The 17,433-nt window shown below is 57.6% G+C and carries 29 protein-coding genes; 4 read left to right on the top strand and 25 right to left on the bottom strand.

What is annotated here, in order from left to right; translation table 11 throughout:
* Positions 1–30: 30 nt before the first annotated feature.
* From NNA36_RS18580 to rpmC, 12 genes are all read right to left on the bottom strand, one after another.
* A complete protein-coding gene (locus tag NNA36_RS18580; RefSeq protein WP_255109885.1) occupies positions 31–240 on the bottom strand; it encodes a DUF1127 domain-containing protein in 210 nt (69 codons plus the stop codon).
* A 215-nt stretch (positions 241–455) separates the two neighbouring features.
* Positions 456–644, bottom strand: a complete 189-nt coding sequence (gene rpmD / locus NNA36_RS18575) for a 50S ribosomal protein L30 (protein ID WP_255109883.1) — start codon at positions 642–644, stop codon at positions 456–458.
* Between the two features lie 12 nt (positions 645–656).
* A complete protein-coding gene (gene rpsE / locus NNA36_RS18570; RefSeq protein WP_255109881.1) occupies positions 657–1,223 on the bottom strand; it encodes a 30S ribosomal protein S5 in 567 nt (188 codons plus the stop codon).
* Positions 1,224–1,339: 116 nt separating this feature from the next.
* Complete coding sequence (gene rplR, locus NNA36_RS18565) at positions 1,340–1,702, bottom strand: 50S ribosomal protein L18 (RefSeq protein WP_255109879.1); 363 nt, start codon at positions 1,700–1,702, stop codon at positions 1,340–1,342.
* A gap of 11 nt (positions 1,703–1,713) precedes the next feature.
* On the bottom strand, positions 1,714–2,247 hold the full coding sequence (gene rplF, locus NNA36_RS18560) for a 50S ribosomal protein L6 (protein ID WP_255109877.1): 534 nt from the start codon (positions 2,245–2,247) through the stop codon (positions 1,714–1,716).
* A gap of 12 nt (positions 2,248–2,259) precedes the next feature.
* On the bottom strand, positions 2,260–2,649 hold the full coding sequence (gene rpsH, locus NNA36_RS18555) for a 30S ribosomal protein S8 (protein ID WP_255109875.1): 390 nt from the start codon (positions 2,647–2,649) through the stop codon (positions 2,260–2,262).
* A 12-nt stretch (positions 2,650–2,661) separates the two neighbouring features.
* Positions 2,662–2,967: a 30S ribosomal protein S14 gene (rpsN, locus tag NNA36_RS18550; RefSeq protein ID WP_255109873.1), complete on the bottom strand. Its 306-nt coding sequence runs from the start codon at positions 2,965–2,967 to the stop codon at positions 2,662–2,664.
* Between the two features lie 17 nt (positions 2,968–2,984).
* The gene (rplE, locus tag NNA36_RS18545) at positions 2,985–3,545 is read right to left on the bottom strand and encodes a 50S ribosomal protein L5 (protein ID WP_255109871.1); all 561 of its coding nucleotides are present in this window, start codon (positions 3,543–3,545) and stop codon (positions 2,985–2,987) included.
* The gene (gene rplX / locus NNA36_RS18540) at positions 3,538–3,849 is read right to left on the bottom strand and encodes a 50S ribosomal protein L24 (RefSeq protein ID WP_255109868.1); all 312 of its coding nucleotides are present in this window, start codon (positions 3,847–3,849) and stop codon (positions 3,538–3,540) included. Before rplX ends, rplE begins: the two co-directional genes overlap by 8 nt.
* Position 3,850: 1 nt before the next feature.
* Positions 3,851–4,219, bottom strand: a complete 369-nt coding sequence (gene rplN, locus NNA36_RS18535; protein ID WP_005621870.1) for a 50S ribosomal protein L14 — start codon at positions 4,217–4,219, stop codon at positions 3,851–3,853.
* 100 nt (positions 4,220–4,319) lie between these two features.
* Complete coding sequence (rpsQ, locus tag NNA36_RS18530) at positions 4,320–4,550, bottom strand: 30S ribosomal protein S17 (RefSeq protein WP_255109866.1); 231 nt, start codon at positions 4,548–4,550, stop codon at positions 4,320–4,322.
* Positions 4,551–4,564: 14 nt separating this feature from the next.
* Complete coding sequence (gene rpmC, locus NNA36_RS18525) at positions 4,565–4,762, bottom strand: 50S ribosomal protein L29 (protein ID WP_255109864.1); 198 nt, start codon at positions 4,760–4,762, stop codon at positions 4,565–4,567.
* 275 nt (positions 4,763–5,037) lie between these two features.
* Here rpmC and NNA36_RS18520 point away from each other — a divergent pair, with 275 nt between their 5' ends.
* Complete coding sequence (locus NNA36_RS18520; RefSeq protein ID WP_255109862.1) at positions 5,038–5,931, top strand: calcium-binding protein; 894 nt, start codon at positions 5,038–5,040, stop codon at positions 5,929–5,931.
* 115 nt (positions 5,932–6,046) lie between these two features.
* On the opposite strand, the gene NNA36_RS18515 is transcribed toward NNA36_RS18520, so the two are convergent.
* Both NNA36_RS18515 and NNA36_RS18510 read right to left on the bottom strand, forming a co-directional pair.
* Positions 6,047–6,415 carry a hypothetical protein gene (locus NNA36_RS18515; protein ID WP_255109860.1) on the bottom strand — a complete coding sequence of 123 codons (369 nt, stop codon included), beginning with the start codon at positions 6,413–6,415 and terminating at the stop codon, positions 6,047–6,049.
* Positions 6,416–6,570: 155 nt separating this feature from the next.
* Entirely contained in the window at positions 6,571–7,191 is a 621-nt protein-coding gene (locus NNA36_RS18510; protein WP_255109858.1) for a TIGR02466 family protein, read from the bottom strand.
* 136 nt (positions 7,192–7,327) lie between these two features.
* Between NNA36_RS18510 and NNA36_RS18505 the strand changes: the two genes are divergently transcribed.
* Both NNA36_RS18505 and NNA36_RS18500 read left to right on the top strand, forming a co-directional pair.
* Positions 7,328–8,473, top strand: coding sequence for a calcium-binding protein (locus NNA36_RS18505; RefSeq protein ID WP_255109855.1), 1,146 nt, complete (start codon positions 7,328–7,330; stop codon positions 8,471–8,473).
* Between the two features lie 70 nt (positions 8,474–8,543).
* Positions 8,544–9,011: a DM13 domain-containing protein gene (locus NNA36_RS18500; protein WP_255109853.1), complete on the top strand. Its 468-nt coding sequence runs from the start codon at positions 8,544–8,546 to the stop codon at positions 9,009–9,011.
* A 121-nt stretch (positions 9,012–9,132) separates the two neighbouring features.
* Here the strand turns inward: NNA36_RS18500 and rplP are convergent, their stop codons facing one another.
* The 10 genes from rplP to rpsJ all read right to left on the bottom strand — a co-directional run bounded on the left by rplP (position 9,133) and on the right by rpsJ (position 14,953).
* Complete coding sequence (rplP, locus tag NNA36_RS18495; protein WP_255109851.1) at positions 9,133–9,546, bottom strand: 50S ribosomal protein L16; 414 nt, start codon at positions 9,544–9,546, stop codon at positions 9,133–9,135.
* Positions 9,547–9,560: 14 nt separating this feature from the next.
* Positions 9,561–10,268, bottom strand: coding sequence for a 30S ribosomal protein S3 (gene rpsC / locus NNA36_RS18490; protein WP_255109848.1), 708 nt, complete (start codon positions 10,266–10,268; stop codon positions 9,561–9,563).
* Complete coding sequence (rplV, locus tag NNA36_RS18485; protein WP_255109846.1) at positions 10,268–10,648, bottom strand: 50S ribosomal protein L22; 381 nt, start codon at positions 10,646–10,648, stop codon at positions 10,268–10,270. Before rplV ends, rpsC begins: the two co-directional genes overlap by 1 nt.
* Before the next feature lie 3 nt (positions 10,649–10,651).
* Positions 10,652–10,930, bottom strand: coding sequence for a 30S ribosomal protein S19 (gene rpsS / locus NNA36_RS18480; protein WP_255109844.1), 279 nt, complete (start codon positions 10,928–10,930; stop codon positions 10,652–10,654).
* A 3-nt stretch (positions 10,931–10,933) separates the two neighbouring features.
* A complete protein-coding gene (gene rplB / locus NNA36_RS18475) occupies positions 10,934–11,776 on the bottom strand; it encodes a 50S ribosomal protein L2 (RefSeq protein ID WP_255109842.1) in 843 nt (280 codons plus the stop codon).
* Positions 11,777–12,076: 300 nt separating this feature from the next.
* Positions 12,077–12,607: a hypothetical protein gene (locus NNA36_RS18470; RefSeq protein ID WP_255109840.1), complete on the bottom strand. Its 531-nt coding sequence runs from the start codon at positions 12,605–12,607 to the stop codon at positions 12,077–12,079.
* A gap of 389 nt (positions 12,608–12,996) precedes the next feature.
* Positions 12,997–13,293 carry a 50S ribosomal protein L23 gene (locus tag NNA36_RS18465; protein WP_255109838.1) on the bottom strand — a complete coding sequence of 99 codons (297 nt, stop codon included), beginning with the start codon at positions 13,291–13,293 and terminating at the stop codon, positions 12,997–12,999.
* Entirely contained in the window at positions 13,290–13,907 is a 618-nt protein-coding gene (gene rplD / locus NNA36_RS18460) for a 50S ribosomal protein L4 (RefSeq protein WP_255109836.1), read from the bottom strand. The genes NNA36_RS18465 and rplD overlap by 4 nt, the downstream gene beginning before the upstream one ends.
* Positions 13,904–14,629: a 50S ribosomal protein L3 gene (rplC, locus tag NNA36_RS18455; RefSeq protein ID WP_255109834.1), complete on the bottom strand. Its 726-nt coding sequence runs from the start codon at positions 14,627–14,629 to the stop codon at positions 13,904–13,906. Before rplC ends, rplD begins: the two co-directional genes overlap by 4 nt.
* A 15-nt stretch (positions 14,630–14,644) precedes the next feature.
* Positions 14,645–14,953, bottom strand: a complete 309-nt coding sequence (rpsJ, locus tag NNA36_RS18450) for a 30S ribosomal protein S10 (RefSeq protein WP_044028221.1) — start codon at positions 14,951–14,953, stop codon at positions 14,645–14,647.
* Between the two features lie 317 nt (positions 14,954–15,270).
* Between rpsJ and NNA36_RS18445 the strand changes: the two genes are divergently transcribed.
* The gene (locus NNA36_RS18445) at positions 15,271–16,251 is read left to right on the top strand and encodes a hypothetical protein (protein ID WP_255109832.1); all 981 of its coding nucleotides are present in this window, start codon (positions 15,271–15,273) and stop codon (positions 16,249–16,251) included.
* 135 nt (positions 16,252–16,386) lie between these two features.
* On the opposite strand, the gene NNA36_RS18440 is transcribed toward NNA36_RS18445, so the two are convergent.
* On the bottom strand, positions 16,387–17,175 hold the full coding sequence (locus NNA36_RS18440; RefSeq protein WP_255109830.1) for a lysophospholipid acyltransferase family protein: 789 nt from the start codon (positions 17,173–17,175) through the stop codon (positions 16,387–16,389).
* Between the last annotated feature and the right edge of the window lie 258 nt (positions 17,176–17,433).

The following is a 17,433-nucleotide window of genomic DNA, read 5'->3' as shown; positions in this document are numbered from 1 at the left end:
GTTTAGGTTCCTGTCGATTCGCCGGACGTGTCAGCGCATGTCCCGGCCGGTGCAGACCTTGTCGATGTCACAACGCACGAGGCCGATGTCGGCCAGTTCCCGATCATTGAGGCGCGACAGTTGGGTAAAGGTACGGCGGTAGGCCACACGAGTTGCGATTGCGTCACGAATGTAGGCGACAAAGGCGCCAAAGCCAAAAGAGCGCCCGGCACCCGCCGAGGTGGGAGTTGCATAAGCCATTGTTGTTTCCTGTTCGTCTTTGCCGGGGAGAGCCTCGACCCGGCCGCTGTTTCACTGCCTCGCGGCGATGCAGCGGAGATAGGAATGTAACGGTTTCACGACAACGAACACCCAAGCATTGCCGTCATGCGAAAACTGCATGACTTGGGGACCACCACAAAAGAAAACGCCCCGCAGAAAACTGCGGGGCGTTTCAGTCATCAAGTGCCAGAGGCTTAGTCGCGCTCTTCGATGATTTCGACCAGGTGCGGGATCTTGCGGATCATGCCACGAACCGAAGGGGTATCTTCGAGTTCACGGGTCTTGTTCATCTTGTTCAGGCCCAGGCCGATCAGGGTGGCGCGCTGGTCCTGCGGGCGACGGATCGGCGAACCGACCTGCTTTACAACGATGGTTTTAGCCATGTCTTCGTCTCCTTACGCTTCAGCGGCTTCGGTTGCCGGTGCGTCATCCTTTTTCAGGATGTCGGCAACTTTCTTGCCACGGCGCGCCGCGATTTGACGCGGGCTTGCTTCTTTTTGCAGGCCGTCGATGGTGGCGCGGATCATGTTGTAGGGGTTCTGCGAACCAACCGACTTGGAAACCACGTCCTTGATGCCCAGCATCTCGAACACGGCACGCATCGGACCACCTGCAATGATACCGGTACCTTCCGGTGCGGTGCGCATGATCACCTTGCCTGCGCCGTGACGACCTTCGATGTCGTGGTGCAGGGTACGGCCTTCACGCAGCGGCACGCGGATCATCTGGCGTTTGGCTTGCTCGGTGGCTTTGCGGATGGCCTCGGGGACCTCTTTCGCTTTACCTTTACCGAAGCCTACACGACCTTTTTGATCGCCTACGACAACCAGAGCGGCGAAGCCGAAGCGCTTACCACCTTTAACGGTTTTCGAAACGCGGTTGATCGCGACCAGGCGGTCTGCGAATTCCGGAGTTTCTTCTTCGCGGCGGCCACGGCCACGGCGATTTTCACGTTCTGCCATTTTCGGCATTCCTTTTCAGTTCTGGCGCGTCAGGCGCCGTGAAATCCAATCCTGGTGGCGGTCCCGACTGGCACCGCCCCGGATCATCGGGGGGACGTTACCGTCCCCCTCAAGTCTTAGATCTTCAGGCCACCTTCACGCGCGGCGTCGGCTACTGCCTTCACCTTGCCGTGGAAGAGGAAGCCGCCGCGGTCGAAGTATGCTTCTTCGACACCGGCTTTTTTCGCACGCTCGGCAAGCGCTGCACCAACCTTGGTGGCTGCTGCGACGTTGTTCTTGCCAACTACGCCCAGATCCTTTTCGAGGGTCGAGGCCGAAGCGACGGTGACGCCGTTGCGATCGTCGATCAGCTGAGCGCTGATGTTCTTGTTCGAACGGTGTACCGACAGGCGCAGTTTGGTGTCGCCGTTGATCTTGCGAAGTTTGTTCCGGACGCGCAGGCGGCGCTTGAGGAACAGGGTCCGTTTGCTGTTTGCCATCTTGCTGGTCCTTACTTCTTCTTACCTTCCTTGCGGAAGATAAATTCACCTTTGTAGCGGATACCTTTGCCTTTGTAGGGCTCGGGCTTACGCCATTCGCGGATGTTCGCCGCAACCTGGCCCACCAGCTGTGCGTCGGTGCCTTCGATGATGATCTCGGTCGGCTTCGGTGCAGTGACCGTAATGCCGGCGGGAACGTCGAAGTTCACGTCGTGCGACAGACCGAGCGACAGTTTCAGGACATTGCCCTGCATCTGTGCACGGTAACCAACACCCTGGATTTCAAGCTCTTTCTTGAAACCGGTGGTGCAGCCGGTGATCATGTTAGCAACCATGGTGCGCGACATGCCCCACTGCTGACGTGCGCGCTTGGACATGCCACGCGGAGTCACGGTCACAGCGTTGTCTTCAACTGCAATGGTGACGTCGTCAGTTGCAGTGAAAGACTGGGTGTCTTTCGGACCTTTGATTTCGATGGTCTGGCCGGAGACAGAGGCAGTTACGCCGCTGGGCAGCTCGACCGGTTTTTTACCAATACGAGACATTTACAGCTCTCCTTAGAAGACCGTGCAAAGCACTTCGCCGCCAACATTGTTGGAGCGTGCGCTTGCATCCGACATCACACCTTTCGAGGTGGAGACAATCGACACACCCAGGCCCTGGCGGACGGTAGGTACGTCATTGACGCCCATGTACACGCGACGACCGGGTTTGGAGACCCGCTTCAGCTCGCGAATAACAGGGGTGCCTTCGTAGTATTTCAGGCTGATTTCGAACGCCGGGTGGCCGTTCTCTTCAGACGCTTCGTAGCCGCGGATGTAGCCTTCGTCGGCCAGTACATCCAGAACCCAGCCGCGCAGTTTCGAAGCGGGGGTCGACACGGTCGACTTGCCACGCATCTGGCCGTTGCGGATACGGGTCAGCATATCACCGATAGGATCGTTCATATCGTTCTCTCCTTACCAGCTCGATTTAACCATGCCGGGGATCTGACCAGCAGAACCCAGCTCGCGCAGCATGATACGGCTTACCTTGAGCTTACGGTAGTAAGCGTGGGGACGGCCGGTCAGCTGGCAGCGGTTGTGAAGACGGGTTGCCGACGAGTTACGCGGCAGTTTCGCCAGTTTCAGACGCGCTTTGAAGCGCTCTTCCATCGGGCGGCTCTCGTCATTCGCGATCTCTTTCAGCTCGGCGCGCTTGGCGGCGAATTTCGCTACCAGACGCTCGCGCTTTTTCTCGCGTTCGATCATAGATTTTTTAGCCATGATATCCTCTCCCGCCCTTACGCGTTGAACGGCATGTTGAAAGCTTTCAACAGGCTCTTCGCTTCCGCGTCGGTGTCAGCGGTGGTGGCAATTACGATGTCCATGCCCCAGTTCTCGTCGACCTTGTCGAAATCGATTTCCGGGAACACGATGTGTTCTTTCAGACCGGTGGCAAAGTTGCCGCGGCCATCGAACGACGGCTTCACACCACGGAAGTCGCGGATACGCGGCATCGCTACGGTGATCAGACGATCGAGGAATTCGTACATGCGGTCGCCACGCAGGGTCACCTTGGCACCCATCGGCATGCCTTCGCGAACGCGGAAGCCGGCGATGGAGTTCTTTGCCGTGGTGGTCAGGGCTTTCTGACCCGCGATTGCGGTCAGGTCGGCCTGAGCGGACTTGGCTTTCTTGCTGTCTTTGACGGCGGCACGGCCACAGCCGATGTTCAGAACGATCTTCTCCAGCTTAGGGATCTGCATATCGTTCTTGTAGCCGAACTCCTCTTTAAGGGCAGCGCGGATGGTGTCCTTGTAGAGGGTCTTCAGACGCGGGGTGTAGTTTGCATCATCAAGCATCGATCACGTCCCCAGTGGTTTTGGCGAAGCGGACCTTCTTGTCACCTTCCATGCGGAAGCCAACGCGGGTCGGTTTGCCGTTTGCGTCCAGGAGAGCCAGGTTCGACAGCTGGATCGGCATCGCTTGCGGGATGCGGCCACCTTGCGAGGTTTGGCTCTGACGGGTGTGGCGGATGGCGATGTTGATGCCTTCCACGACGGCCTTGCCGGCTTTGGGGTCAACCGAGGAAATGGTGCCCTCTTTGCCCTTGTCCTTACCGGCCAGAACGACGACCTTGTCGCCTTTTTTCAGTTTAGCAGCCATCTTACAGCACCTCCGGCGCGAGCGAGATGATCTTCATGAAGTTCTTGGCGCGCAGCTCACGAACAACCGGGCCAAAGATACGGGTACCGACCGGCTCGTTGTTGTTGTTCAGGATTACGGCTGCGTTGCGATCGAAACGGATCGCGGTGCCATCTTCACGACGGACTTCTTTTGCGGTGCGTACGACGACGGCCTTGCGGACGTCACCTTTTTTAACGCGACCACGCGGAATGGCTTCCTTAACCGAGACGACGATGATGTCGCCAACGGATGCGTATTTACGCTTGGAACCACCCAGAACCTTGATGCACTGAACTCGGCGTGCGCCGGAGTTGTCAGCAACATCCAGATTGGTTTGCATCTGGATCATGTGGTTTCTCCCGACCTATGGGGCGGCGATGCGTGCCGTGATCCCCAGGGTTTCGACTAACTGTTAAGTCTAGTCGCCAGGAGTCTCGAGAATGAGACTCTTAGGCTTCCAGAACTTCCCAGCGTTTGGTTTTCGAACGCGGTGCGCATTCGATAATGCGAACAGAGTCACCTACCTTGTAGGTGTTGTTCTCATCGTGAGCCCGGTATTTCTTGGACTTACGAATGGTCTTCTTCAGAACCGGGTGGGTGAAGCGACGTTCGACCGACACGGTTACGGTTTGGGCGTTGGCGTCCGAAGTCACGGTGCCTTGCAGGATACGTTTGGGCATCTATCTGGCTCCTCTTATTCGGCTGCTTTGGCTTTTTCGTTCAGGATGGTCTTCACGCGTGCAGCTGCACGACGTGCCGCACGGATACGCGCAGCGTTTTCCAGTTGGCCGGTGGCCTGTTGGAAACGAAGGTTGAACGATTCTTTCTTGAGGTTGGCCAGCTCTTCACGGAGCTGATCCGGCGTTTTTTCACGCAGTTCGTTGGCGTTCATCGCCTCTTCCTTTCTCATACATCAGAAGGCCCCCTGGGTTATGTGAGGGGTTACCTTTTTGCCTGATGGACAAATGACAAACACACGAATCCCTGAACGGGAATCCGCGAGATGGCGGCTTATACGGTTGGGTTGGGGGGATGGCAAGGGAAAGTTTGAGAATTTCCCTTTAGTTCAAAGGCTGGAAACAGTCTTGTGCGCTTCCCGGGCTTGTGACGCTTGTTAGCAGCAATTAACGTTATTGGCACAAGCTTTTTTCAAGTTGGGATAGATTTATGGGTTGGGCAATTTTTCTGATCGCGATGGGCGCCTTTGGCCTGATCGAATGGACCTCCTCGGATGAGGACACCAGCGAAGAACAGGTTGACGATGCGCCAGAAGAACAACCGGAGGAGCCGCAGGTCTGTGACGGTGTCGAGATTCTGGTCGAGGGTGACGCGACGCTGGTCGAGACGACGGAGTGCGATGACCTGATCCTGACCGATGTGGACAGCGCCAACAACATCACCGTTGAGGCGGGCGACGGGGCGGATACGCTGACGGGCTCAGAATACCTGAGCGACTCGGAGCTGTTCGGTGAGGATGGTGACGATGTGATCACCGACGCTGGCTATGCCAACACGCTGCATGGCGGCGCGGGTGATGACACGCTGTCGTCTGATGGCGCGCGGGCGACCCTGTTTGGCGACGAGGGCGATGACCACCTCACGCTGGAAGGCCGCATTACCAACTTTGAACGGATGCTGGCGGATGGTGGCGAGGGGGACGATACGCTCGTTTCTGGCTTCGGGCTGCCTGATCAGGTGAACCAGAGCGTGAACTCAACGCTGAGCGGCGGCGCAGGGGCCGACCGGTTCGAGCTGGACGTTCTGGCCTCGGACCTGACCCAGCACAGTTTTGATGGCACCTTCGACACCGGCATCACCATCGATGATTTCGAGTCGGGCGAAGACGTGCTGGTGATTGACCCTTACAGTACCTTTGCCAGCAACGACGCCAGCTTCTCGCGGTTTGAAGTGGTGCCGTCCGCGGACGCCTCGGGCACACATGTGGTGCTCTACTACACCCACCCCGACCTGCCGGAAGAACGCGGCATCGCCGTGGAACTGGCAGGCGCTGCGGGTGTGACTGCGTCGGATGTTCAGATTGTTGGGGGGACGACGGTCTGAGGGGCACCTTCAGAGATGACCTGAAGCGCGGACGTGTTTGCCGCCTTCTGTAGCAATTCAGTTCAACGCGAAGTGGGGACGCCGCGCAAGGCAGACCATGCGCGGCGCGGTCTTCTTATTGTTTAGGCGCGCACTTGTACCACGTCTTAATCGCTTTGCGCGAAGTACCATCAGGCAATTCCCCGGTCATGTAGGCCTTGGGTTCGCTGGAGTAGTTGGCTTTCGAGGCATTCCCCAAACGGCCGCAAAGTTTGTTCGCCCGGCGATCCACGACGGATTGGCGAACTTCATCCGGGAAGTACGCAAGTTCGAATGCCGAATTTGATACCGCGTAGGCCAAGTGAATACCCTGACGGTCTTGCGCTTCCGGGAACATGCCGACGATCAGCTTTTGGCGACGATCATATGCGGCATTCGGATCTACGGAACACGCGGCAACAGCGGCCGTAGCCAAAACCAAAACCACGTTACGAATTCTGAACATGAAAAACTCTCGCTATGTTGCTCACCTCAAAATTGAGGCACGGCGACACTAATCAGCGTCACCGCGAGTGCAACCCATAAAGGGACATGACGTTGGAAGACCGAGAGGATTTCTGAAACACCCCAGTGGAACTGGGGCCGTCATCGCCTCGTGCCTCACTCCCACTTGTAGTTGAAACTGACCGAGACGCGGTTGCTTTCGGCCATGTTCATCGGCACCTCGTGGCGCAGCCAGCTTTCCCAGAGGAAGACTTCGCCGATCTGCGGCTTCATGTAGATGAAGGCCTGCATGTCGCGGCGGGCGCCCTGTTTGCGGGCGGGAGAGGCCATCATGCGGCCAGAGCGGGGGTCTTCCAGTTTCAGGGCCCCTGCCCCGTCGGGCAGCGACACATAGGTGGTGCCTGAGATCACGGAATGCGGATGCAGGTGCGAAGTGTGCAGGCCGCCTTCGGGCAGGATGTTGATCCAGATGTCCTCGAGCACCAGCTTCTTGCCTTCGAGGTTGAACTCGAGATCCTCGGCAAAGGCGGCAACGTGTTTGTCGAGCGCCTCGACGATGTCGGCGAAGATCGGGAAACGCCAGGGCAGATCGGTGAGCGAGGCATAGGAGGTGTATCCCGGATAGCCTTCGGTCTCGCACCATTCCTGGCCGGCCTCGTCATCTTCGGCGATGGAGTAGCAGGCGTCTTCCAGCTCCTCGGAATCGACGGGTTTGCCATATTCCGACAGCTGTGCGCGGTAGAAACGGGTGACGAAGAGGGATTCGATCTGTGCCATGCCCCTCTCATAAATCCGATGTCCGGCAAACAAAAGTGCTGATCGCGTGGCGGGCAGCGCACATGCTGTGGTTGCATTGGTCTATTGGCTCTCCTAGGCTCTCTTCATTGTTTGAATGTTATCACAGGGCTTTGACATGGAACTGTTTCTTCTGCTGGGGGCGACACTGCTTGGGGCCGGGTTGTTTTTTCTGGATGACGGCGATCCGGCAACGGAAAGTGGCAGGGACGAAAGCGTGGAGGACTCGGTTGAAGAACCCCCTGTCGTGGATGAGCCCGACACCCCGGAACCGCCGCAGACAATCGAGGTGTCGGATGGCACCCCTGCGATCGGGACGGATGGAGACGACATCTTTTCCCTACTGCGGCCGGAAAATGTGGACCCGTTTGATCCCTATTCGCATGTCACGGTCGAGGGAGGCGCGGGGAACGACATGATCGACCTGTTCGACAACGAGGCCGATCGGGCTTGGGACGGAACAGTGGAAAACGATCCGGGCAATACGATCCGGGGCACCGTGGATGGGGGCGCGGGCAATGACACCATCGAAGCACAGGGCGGCGTGATCCTTGGCGGCGATGGTGATGATGTCCTGACCGTGTTTGACGATGGCGGGGTCGTCGATGGCGGAGACGGCAATGACACGATCACCGGCGATGTTCTGGGGCGGACGATCCTGGGCGGGAACGGAGACGACGATATCAGCGTTAGGGCCAGTTCTTCCGTTGTCACGATCGAAGGCGGCCAGGGCAACGACACCCTGTACGGCGCGGGCAATGGCGGGTTGGTGAGCGGCGGCGCCGGCGACGATGTGCTTCTATCCAGCGACGGTATGGTTCTGGATGGCGGTGAAGGAGACGACACGTTGCGGGCCGCGTCGCTGCCGATCTACACGGGCTCGAGCGGGTTCAACCTGGCCGGCGGCGCGGGCAACGATGTGGCCGAAGTGTTGATTTCGGATCATGGCGAAGACAGTTCAGGCTGGACAGGGGCCCTGGTGGCGCGGCCGGATACAGACACCGTGCGCGTTCGCATCGGGACCATCAAGGATTTTGCGCCGGGCGAAGACACGCTGCTTCTGGTGCCTGAAATCGACGATCCCGACTTTACGCTAAGCGACATTACGGTGCAGGAACTGGCGGATGACACCAAGGTCACGGCCTATTTTGTGGCGGGCGACGAGACGCGCGAGATGGTGATCTCGCTTGCGAATGCGAAGAACGTCACGGCCGGGGACATCGTCGTGCAGGATAGCCCCGGCATAGTGCCCCGTTTCCTTTAACCATTCGCGTCCACCCGGCGGTTTCAAATCTATCGCCCCGCGCCTAGACTGATCGAAAAAGGAGTTCGAGATGCGGCGTATTTTGTTGTTGGTTAGCCATACCATTGTCCTTGCGATCGGGTTTGCGCTGGGGGTGTATTTCCTGCCGATCCTGACCGCCCCCAAGGGGCCGGATCAGGCGGTGCTTGAGGCAGAGGCGCAGGGCGCGACCTATTCCGCCGAATTCACCCGCGATCTCAAGGGCAGCGATTTCCTGCATTGGGGCGAAGGCACGGTGAGCGTGTCCCCCAAACAGATCGTGCACATGGGCAAGCTGGCGCCGGGGCCGGATTACAAGCTCTACCTCGTGCCAGAGTTCGTGGAGGACGAGGCTTCGTTCGAAGCGGTGAAGGCGCGTTCTGTGCAGGTTGGCGATGTGAAGACGTTCGACGGCCTGATCCTCGAAGTGCCGGAGGGCGTTGATATCGAGGCCTATGATACGGTGCTGATCTGGTGTGAGGCCTTTGGCGAGTTCATCACGGCGGCGAAGTACCGTTAGGCGCCGATTGAGAGAATAAAGGAAAACCCCCGCTGATCTCTCAGCGGGGGTTTCTTGTTTTTCGAACCGGTGCGCGTTTCTCGCGCTGGTCAGAAAACGCCCGAAGGCGTTTTCGACGTTCTTACCAGTCTTCGCGGACGACGACGCGGGTTTTCACCGGCAGTTTCATCGCTGCGAGGCGCAGGGCTTCGCGAGCAACATCGTCGTTAACGCCGTCGATTTCGAACATCACGCGGCCGGGCTTAACTTTGCAAACCCAACGGTCGACGGAGCCTTTACCTTTACCCATACGAACTTCGATCGGCTTTGCAGTGACCGGAGTGTCGGGGAAGATACGGATCCAAACACGACCTTGACGTTTCATGTGACGGGTCATGGCACGACGCGCTGCCTCGATTTGGCGGGCGGTCACACGCTCGGGCGTGGTTGCCTTCAGACCGTACGAGCCGAAGTTCAGGGTCGAACCACCCTTGGCTTCGCCTTTGATACGGCCCTTCTGGACCTTGCGGAATTTAGTACGCTTTGGTTGAAGCATCTGTCAGTTCTCCCTTAGCGACGGCCACCGGCACCGCGAGGTGCAGGACCATCCTGGAGTTCTTGTGCCTTACGGTCACGCGCCGACGGATCGTGCTCCATGATCTCACCTTTGAAGATCCAGACCTTGATCCCGATGATCCCGTAGGGGGTCATCGCTTCGGAGTGTGCGTAATCGATGTCAGCACGCAGGGTGTGAAGCGGAACGCGACCTTCGCGGTACCATTCGGTACGTGCGATTTCGGCACCACCCAGACGACCGGCAACGTTTACACGGATGCCCAGGGCACCCATGCGCATTGCGTTCTGAACGGCACGTTTCATTGCGCGGCGGAACGAAACACGGCGTTCCAGCTGTTGAGCGATCGACTCGCCTACCAGCTGAGCGTCGAGCTCGGGCTTGCGCACTTCAACGATGTTCAGGTGCAGTTCGCTGTCGGTCATCGAAGCAAGTTTCTTGCGCAGAACTTCGATGTCTGCACCTTTCTTGCCGATGATGACACCCGGACGTGCGGTGTGGATCGTAACGCGGCACTTTTTGTGCGGACGTTCGATGATCACACGAGCAACACCGGCTTGCTTGCACTCGGTCTTGATGAACTCACGGATTTTCAGGTCTTCCAGAAGAAGATCGCCGTAGTCCTTGGTATCTGCGTACCAGCGGCTGTCCCAGGTGCGGTTGACCTGAAGACGCATGCCAATCGGATTAACCTTCTGACCCATTAGGCTTGCTCCTCAACTTGACGCACCTTGATGGTGAGTTCCGAGAACGGTTTGATGATCTTGCCGAAACGACCACGGGCGCGCGGACGACCGCGTTTCATGGTCAGGTTCTTGCCCACATACGCTTCTGCGACGATCAGCTCGTCAACGTCCAGGTTGTGGTTGTTTTCGGCGTTGGCGATTGCGGACTGAAGGCACTTCTTCACGTCCTGCGCGATACGCTTGTTCGAGAAAGTCAGGTCGGTCAGGGCCTTCTCAACTTTCTTGCCGCGGATCATGCCAGCAACCAGGTTCAGTTTTTGCGGGCTGGTACGGAGCATGCGAGTTTTCGCCATTGCTTCGTTTTCAGCCACGCGACGGGGGTTCTTTGCCTTGCCCATGACTTACTTCCGTTTCGCTTTTTTGTCGGCAGCATGCCCGTAGTAGGTACGGGTCGGCGAATATTCACCGAATTTCTGACCGATCATGTCTTCAGTTACCAGCACGGGAACGTGCTTCTGGCCGTTGTACACACCAAAAGTCAGACCGACGAATTGCGGCAGGATGGTGGAACGACGCGACCAGATCTTGATCACTTCATTACGGCCCGATTCACGCGTTGCTTCGGCCTTTTTCAGGACATAAGCATCAACGAAGGGGCCTTTCCATACAGAACGTGCCATGGATTAACGGCCTTTCTTCTTGGCGTGACGCGAGCGGATGATGAGCTTCTGCGACGCCTTGTTCTTGTTGCGGGTGCGCTTACCCTTGGTCGGCTTACCCCAGGGGGTTACCGGGTGACGACCACCCGAAGTCCGGCCTTCACCACCACCGTGCGGGTGGTCGATCGGGTTCATGACAACACCACGGACCGACGGACGCTTGCCCTTGTGGCGCATACGACCGGCTTTACCGTAGTTCTGGTTCGAGTTGTCGGGGTTCGACACGGCACCAACAGTGGCCATGCATTCCTGACGGACCATGCGCAGTTCGCCCGACGAGAGGCGGATCTGAGCGTAGCCACCGTCACGACCAACGAACTGAGCATAGGTGCCTGCGGCACGTGCGATCTGACCGCCCTTGCCCGGCTTCAGTTCGATGTTGTGTACGATGGTACCGATCGGCAGGCCCGAGAACGGCATTGCGTTGCCCGGCTTGATGTCGGCTTTGGCCGAGGCCAGGACCTGATCGCCAACTGCAAGACGCTGGGGAGCGAGGATATAGGCCTGCTCGCCGTCTTCGTATTTGATCAGAGCGATGAAGGCGGTCCGGTTCGGGTCGTATTCGATCCGTTCAACGGTTGCCGCAACATCGAATTTGTTACGTTTGAAGTCAACAATACGGTAAAGGCGTTTTGCGCCACCGCCGCGACGACGCGAGGTGATCCGTCCGGTGTTGTTCCGGCCGCCCGACTTGGTCAAACCCTCGGTGAGAGATTTGACCGGACGCCCTTTCCAAAGCTCCGAACGGTCGATCAGAACCAGCCCACGCTGGCCCGGCGTCGTCGGTTTATACGACTTGAGTGCCATGCTTTCTGTCTTCCGTTTAGCAGTGCGAAGCACCGGGTTCGCCCGGTATCCCCGCTATGTTTAGCCCCCCGAAGGTGGCCCGTGGTATAGGCCCCCGAAGGTGCCCGAATTCAAAAATCACCGGCCCCGGAACGAATCCGAGGCCGTAAGATTGGGCGTCTTTAGCAGGGGTTTGTGAGGGAGTCTATAGGGAGATGGGTGTAGGGTGGGTTTTCACCCCACCAGAGGTAGTGTGCAGCTGGATGGTGGGTTGGGAACCAGCCAATATGGCCTCAAGCCCTCTCAACATGTCCTAGATCTTCATATCTTGGAAAAAACCATCTCAGCTTCCTCTACAAATTTCTCTCGCTTCTCAGCAATGGCGAGAGAAATTGAATTTGCTATATCAATCGCATCTTTGGTGTGGTCAGGCATATTCCACTCATCATGCATTGACGGATCAAAGATACACTGCAAATTGACATTTGCTTTCAAAGGGCCTGAGGTCGCGCCAAGATGCAGATTCAGGTGTTTTAGCTCCGCCAAAATCTCGTCAATCAGAGATGAAAGATCATCATGAAGAAAACGATGCTCTGGAGTCGACCACTTGTTGCAAAAATCATCCAACCTTTGAGATTGCTCGTAGTTCCAAGTAGTCCCGAAGTGATGGTTCTTTATGAAGTCTGCCAAGAAAGTGTTGCTTCCAAATTCTTTCTTCCAGTCATCATAAAGCGCTTTGTCCCTCTCAAGCTGCTTTTTGGATGACGAAAGATTGTCCATCTCCACCTGCTTGATGCTCCATTGCTCCAAAGCAAAAGTTAAAAAGCTGTAGAGCAGCGCTAGCCCAATCAAGATGACCCCTAGCACCTCATTGGTCTCAACTTCTGAAAAAATCCGGCGAAGCCCCTCCCGTAATCTTCACCAATAAGACCTGAAGCCCCCACCTGACCAAGCCTTGAAGAAAATACCCGTCCAGCAAGATTGCGGAACCAATCCCTAAGACGGTAATAACAACCTTCTTATGGAATGGAGGGAAATAGTAGTTCTTTAACCACGATAGTATCGCCGTGATGTAGCTTCCGAGTTTCGACCACATATGCATCGCCCCTAAACGACAAGAACGCCCCTAAATTAGAATGACGCGTCAATACCATGCATCCGATATCGACGCGACACCAACCCAAAAGCCCCCCGGCTCACGCCGAGGGGCTTTTCATTTTCTTCACCTAGAAGGCAGTCTCTCAGAGACCGGTGGTCACGTCGATCGTGTTGCCTTCTTCCAGGGTCACGTAGGCTTTTTTAACGTCTTTGCGCTTGCCGATCTGGCCGCGGAAACGTTTGACCTTACCCTTGGTGATGGTGGTGTTCACCGCTTTGACCTTCACACCAAAGAGAGCTTCAACAGCTTCCTTGATCTGCGGTTTGTTGGCGTCGATTGCCACTTCGAAAACAACCGCACCGTTTTCCGATGCCATGGTCGATTTCTCGGTGATAACCGGCTTGCGGATCACGTCGTAATGTTCTGCCTTAGCGGTCATTTCAAACGAGCCTCCAGAGCTTCGATACCTGCTTTGGTGATCACCAGGGTGTCACGCTTGAGGATATCATAAACGTTTGCACCCATCGTCGGCAGGATATCCAGACCTTCGATGTTGCGCGATGCCTTCAGGAAGCCTTCGTTAACCGATGCGCCGTCGATGACCAGAGCGCGTTTCCAGCCCAGGTTTTTCACCTGCTTGGCCAGAGCTGCGGTCTTGCCTTCGGTTTCGGCGTTCTCGATCACCACCAGCTCGCCTGCTTTCGCTTTGGCGGACAGTGCGTGCTTGAGGCCCAGCTTGCGGAATTTCTTCGGCAGGTCGTGGCCGTGCGAACGCGGGGTCGGGCCCTTGTAGATACCACCTTTACGGAAGATCGGCGCGTTACGGTCACCGTGGCGTGCGCCGCCGGTGCCTTTTTGGCGATAGATCTTCTTGGTCGAGTAGGAGGTTTCCGAACGGGTCTTCACCTTGTGAGTGCCGGCCTGCGCGTTGTTGCGCTGCCAACGGACCACGCGGTGCAGGATGTCCGCACGCGGCTCCAGGCCGAACAGGTCTTCCGACAGTTCGATGTTGCCTGCTTTGCCGCCGTCGAGATTGATCACGTCAAGTTTCATGCTTCACCACCTTCCGCGGGGGCTTCTTCAGCCGGTGCTTCGGTTGCAGCCGCTTTCAGGGCAGCCGGGAACGGCAGACCTTCGGGGGCTTTTTTCTTAACGGCGTCCTTGACGGTAACCCAGCCGGCTTTCGGGCCGGGCACAGCGCCCTTGATGAAGACGAGACCACGCTCGGCGTCGGTTTTCACGACTTCGAGGTTCTGAGTGGTCACGCGGACGGCACCCATGTGGCCGGCCATCTTCTTGCCTTTGAAAACCTTGCCCGGGTCCTGACACTGACCGGTCGAACCGTGCGAACGGTGCGAGATCGAAACACCGTGCGAGGCGCGCAGACCGCCGAAGTTGTGGCGTTTCATGGCACCGGCAAAACCTTTACCGATCGAGGTGCCCGAAACGTCAACCTTCTGACCCGTCAGGAAGTGCTCGGCCGAGATCTCGGCGCCAACTTCGATCAGGGCGTCTTCCGAAACGCGGAACTCGGCAACCTTGCGCTTGGGCTCTACGCCAGCTTTGGCAAAGTGACCGCGCATTGCTTGCGAGGTGCGTTTTGCCTTGGCCGAACCAGCGCCCAGCTGCACTGCGGTGTAGCCGTCGGTGTCGGTGGTGCGTTGTGCAACGACCTGCAGGCCGTCAAGCGAAAGAACGGTTACAGGGATCTGCTTGCCGTCTTCCATGAACAAGCGGGTCATGCCCACTTTTTTCGCGATGATACCAGAGCGCATATTCCTATACCCTCCTTAAACCGAGATCTGGACGTCCACGCCAGCCGCCAGGTCGAGCTTCATCAACGCGTCCACGGTCTGGGGGGTCGGATCAACGATGTCGAGAAGACGCTTGTGCGTACGGATCTCGAACTGATCGCGGGATTTCTTGTCAACGTGGGGACCACGCAGAACGGTGAACTTCTCAATCTTGTTGGGAAGCGGGATCGGGCCACGAACCTGCGCGCCGGTGCGCTTTGCAGTGTTCACGATTTCCTGGGTGCTTGCATCCAGCACGCGGTAATCGAAAGCCTTCAGCCGAATGCGAATGTTTTGACTTTGCATTTCGTCAGCCTTTTTTAGGCGTTGGAGTTGAGAGGAGGACCCGCGACCACCGCAAACCCTCATCGAACCCGAAAAGGCGGGAATCACCCCGCCTTCGTGTTCCTTATGAGAACTCGCGCGATATATAGCGGGAATAACCATCTGGCAAGCGTGAATCGGCAGATTTCACAAAGGCCGCCTGCCCCCGGTAGGTTCAAGTACCGTGCCGCAGGACCGTGGAAAACAAGGGATATTCGACTCTTGCCCCCCAACCTGCTAGCATCCCACTCTACGGCTTACATATTTTGCCAAAGACCGTACTGAGTGGAGGGGCTCGAATGGCATTTGAAACCTATGAATTTTCCGCGTTCCGGGAAAGCGATCTCACGACCGGTGGCAAGTCGAAGTTCTTTGTTGGCAACACGATTGTCGTGCCCACGGCACCAACCCTCTCTATTCGCGTGACCGACGACGACGGCGCCCTGTCCGGAGACAATATCGTCAGCGAGAGTGCCGATGATGCGAGCGGTCAGACGGCTTCAATTCTGGATGCCTCGGGCAACGAGATCGGCAATGGCGGCAAGATCTATGGCGAGGTGTTTTTCTGGGTCAGTGACGCCGAAGGCAACCGCTATGCCCTGGTCGAGATCGAACAGGAAGGCGGCGGTGATGACTATTTTGCCTTCGTGACCGACTATGGCCTCCCCAAGGCTGGCACCGCGCTCACCGTGGACACCAAGGTCAACATCAAGAACAAGACCCTGATCCCCGAGTACAGCTCGCTTACCGCTGATGTCCCCGCCCCGGACCCCGCCCCGGCTGACGAGTTCGAGTTCACGGCTTTTAACGAGTTCGACCTCCTTACCGTGAGCGGCAAGAAGAACCTTTTTGTTGGCGACACGATTGTCCTGCCCGAACTGCCCACGCTTCTGATTACTGTCACGGATGACGAGGGGAACCTGTCAGGCGACAACCTGGTCAACGAACAGGCCGATGACGAAACCTTTCAAACGGCGACGGTCATCAACATGGATGGCGAGGAAGTCGGCAACGGAGGCCAGATTTTCGGCGAGGTCTACTATTGGGTGAAGGACAGCGCCGGCAAACGTTACAGGCTGGTTGAGATCGAGCAGGAAGGCTCGAAGGATGACTATTTTGCCTTCCTGACAAGCCACGGTGTGCCCGCCGCCGGCGAGGAACTTTATGTGGCTGCCAAGCGCAACATCAAGGACAGCAAGATCCTTGTGGATTACGAAGACCTGACAACGGGTGATCCGGCAGAGCACCTGTTTCCTGACCTAGGCGATCTCATTCTCTGACAATCAGCCCCTTCGAAGGCGCTACCCAGTTTTCGAACAAGCAACGATAGGCCAAAGGGCGCCCTGCGGGACGCCCTTTCCTAATTCCTGAAGCCCTGTTGCCACCCTCTTTGGCAGGGTGCCGGCAGAACCTTTCTAGCCGCGCTCAAACACCGCCATCATCTGCCCCCGCAGACGCGCGACATCTTCTTCGACGCTGGCCTGCGGATCACAGTGAAAGGGATCAAGCGCGCGAATGCGGATGGTTCCGCTCAAGGGAGAGAAACGCCCACGCGGCAACAGCCGATCACTGTCGAGGATGACGATGGGCCGGATGGTGCGGCCGCTTTCGCGGGCAACGACGACGGCACCTGCCTTGAATTGGCCAAGGCTTTCCGACTTGGTCCGGGTGCCTTCCGGAAACAGGACAACCGAGCGGCGGTCAGGCATGGATCGCACCGCGTCACTCAGGGTTTCCATCGCGACCTTACCGCTCTTGCGGTCGATCTCGACAAGCCCCGCAGCCTTGAAACCGGTGCGCAGCAAACGGGCGTCGAAGAGTTCCTTCTTGGCGGCAAAGGTGAACCATTTGCGGTCCGGCACCGCGTCCATCAGGGTGAAGCCATCAAGATGGCTGCGGTGGTTGATAACGATGACGCTGCCGGTGTCCTCGGCAAGTGCCGCGCGTTCCTGCTCGGAGATCTCGACCCGGATACTCAGCAGCCAGAGAAGCCGCGAGCAGGCGCGTTTCACCAATCGCCAATACCATCCCCGAAACCCCGGGCGATGGGCACAGAGCAGGGGCACGAAGGCGATGAAGAGAAACTGGAACGGGCCGAACAGGACAAGCAGACACCGCTTGAGGATGCGCAGGACGGGGCCGGGTGTCGAGGGGGCCAAGGGCCTGGCATTGGGATCCGTCACCATCGCAGGAAAACGCCTCATGATTGCCCCGAAACGGGGAGGATCATGAGGGACTGCGTCATGACCGGCGCACGGCAGGCTGGCGTCTCCAGCGGGCCAGAGCCTCTATGCGGCATTCAGACCCCGTGTTCAACGAGAAGATGACGTTAAGGAAGCGACTGCAAAGCAAAAGGGCGCCCCGTGGGGCGCCCTTTCATCATTCCTGACGAGGTCAGAAATTATTCTACGATTTTCGAAACAACGCCCGAACCAACGGTGCGGCCGCCTTCGCGGATCGCG

Origin of the sequence: Shimia sp. CNT1-13L.2 (genome assembly GCF_024331145.1) — a bacterium.
Lineage (GTDB): Bacteria > Pseudomonadota > Alphaproteobacteria > Rhodobacterales > Rhodobacteraceae > Shimia.
Note: the sequence above shows the minus strand (reverse complement) of the source record. Positions and strands in the feature narration are given on the sequence as shown.

Coding starts and splice junctions, on each gene's coding strand:
- rpsS (WP_255109844.1), bottom strand. CDS start 10,930: ATGGCACGTTCTGTATGGAAAGGCCCCTTCGTTGATGCTTATGTCCTG.
- rpmD (WP_255109883.1), bottom strand. CDS start 644: ATGGCTAAAACCATCGTTGTAAAGCAGGTCGGTTCGCCGATCCGTCGC.
- rplC (WP_255109834.1), bottom strand. CDS start 14,629: ATGCGCTCTGGTATCATCGCGAAAAAAGTGGGCATGACCCGCTTGTTC.
- NNA36_RS18500 (WP_255109853.1), top strand. CDS start 8,544: ATGCGGCGTATTTTGTTGTTGGTTAGCCATACCATTGTCCTTGCGATC.
- rplP (WP_255109851.1), bottom strand. CDS start 9,546: ATGCTTCAACCAAAGCGTACTAAATTCCGCAAGGTCCAGAAGGGCCGT.
- rpmC (WP_255109864.1), bottom strand. CDS start 4,762: ATGAACGCCAACGAACTGCGTGAAAAAACGCCGGATCAGCTCCGTGAA.
- rplD (WP_255109836.1), bottom strand. CDS start 13,907: ATGAAACTTGACGTGATCAATCTCGACGGCGGCAAAGCAGGCAACATC.
- NNA36_RS18465 (WP_255109838.1), bottom strand. CDS start 13,293: ATGACCGCTAAGGCAGAACATTACGACGTGATCCGCAAGCCGGTTATC.
- rplB (WP_255109842.1), bottom strand. CDS start 11,776: ATGGCACTCAAGTCGTATAAACCGACGACGCCGGGCCAGCGTGGGCTG.
- rplX (WP_255109868.1), bottom strand. CDS start 3,849: ATGGCTGCTAAACTGAAAAAAGGCGACAAGGTCGTCGTTCTGGCCGGT.
- NNA36_RS18505 (WP_255109855.1), top strand. CDS start 7,328: ATGGAACTGTTTCTTCTGCTGGGGGCGACACTGCTTGGGGCCGGGTTG.
- rpsE (WP_255109881.1), bottom strand. CDS start 1,223: ATGGCAGAACGTGAAAATCGCCGTGGCCGTGGCCGCCGCGAAGAAGAA.
- rpsQ (WP_255109866.1), bottom strand. CDS start 4,550: ATGCCCAAACGTATCCTGCAAGGCACCGTGACTTCGGACGCCAACGCC.
- rpsH (WP_255109875.1), bottom strand. CDS start 2,649: ATGAACGATCCTATCGGTGATATGCTGACCCGTATCCGCAACGGCCAG.
- rpsN (WP_255109873.1), bottom strand. CDS start 2,967: ATGGCTAAAAAATCTATGATCGAACGCGAGAAAAAGCGCGAGCGTCTG.
- rpsJ (WP_044028221.1), bottom strand. CDS start 14,953: ATGCAAAGTCAAAACATTCGCATTCGGCTGAAGGCTTTCGATTACCGC.
- rplN (WP_005621870.1), bottom strand. CDS start 4,219: ATGATCCAGATGCAAACCAATCTGGATGTTGCTGACAACTCCGGCGCA.
- NNA36_RS18520 (WP_255109862.1), top strand. CDS start 5,038: ATGGGTTGGGCAATTTTTCTGATCGCGATGGGCGCCTTTGGCCTGATC.
- NNA36_RS18515 (WP_255109860.1), bottom strand. CDS start 6,415: ATGTTCAGAATTCGTAACGTGGTTTTGGTTTTGGCTACGGCCGCTGTT.
- NNA36_RS18580 (WP_255109885.1), bottom strand. CDS start 240: ATGGCTTATGCAACTCCCACCTCGGCGGGTGCCGGGCGCTCTTTTGGC.
- NNA36_RS18445 (WP_255109832.1), top strand. CDS start 15,271: ATGGCATTTGAAACCTATGAATTTTCCGCGTTCCGGGAAAGCGATCTC.
- rplF (WP_255109877.1), bottom strand. CDS start 2,247: ATGTCTCGTATTGGTAAAAAACCGGTCGAGCTGCCCAGCGGCGTAACT.
- rplV (WP_255109846.1), bottom strand. CDS start 10,648: ATGGGCAAGGCAAAGAACCCCCGTCGCGTGGCTGAAAACGAAGCAATG.
- NNA36_RS18510 (WP_255109858.1), bottom strand. CDS start 7,191: ATGGCACAGATCGAATCCCTCTTCGTCACCCGTTTCTACCGCGCACAG.
- NNA36_RS18440 (WP_255109830.1), bottom strand. CDS start 17,175: ATGAGGCGTTTTCCTGCGATGGTGACGGATCCCAATGCCAGGCCCTTG.
- rpsC (WP_255109848.1), bottom strand. CDS start 10,268: ATGGGTCAGAAGGTTAATCCGATTGGCATGCGTCTTCAGGTCAACCGC.
- rplR (WP_255109879.1), bottom strand. CDS start 1,702: ATGGCAAACAGCAAACGGACCCTGTTCCTCAAGCGCCGCCTGCGCGTC.
- rplE (WP_255109871.1), bottom strand. CDS start 3,545: ATGCTTGATGATGCAAACTACACCCCGCGTCTGAAGACCCTCTACAAG.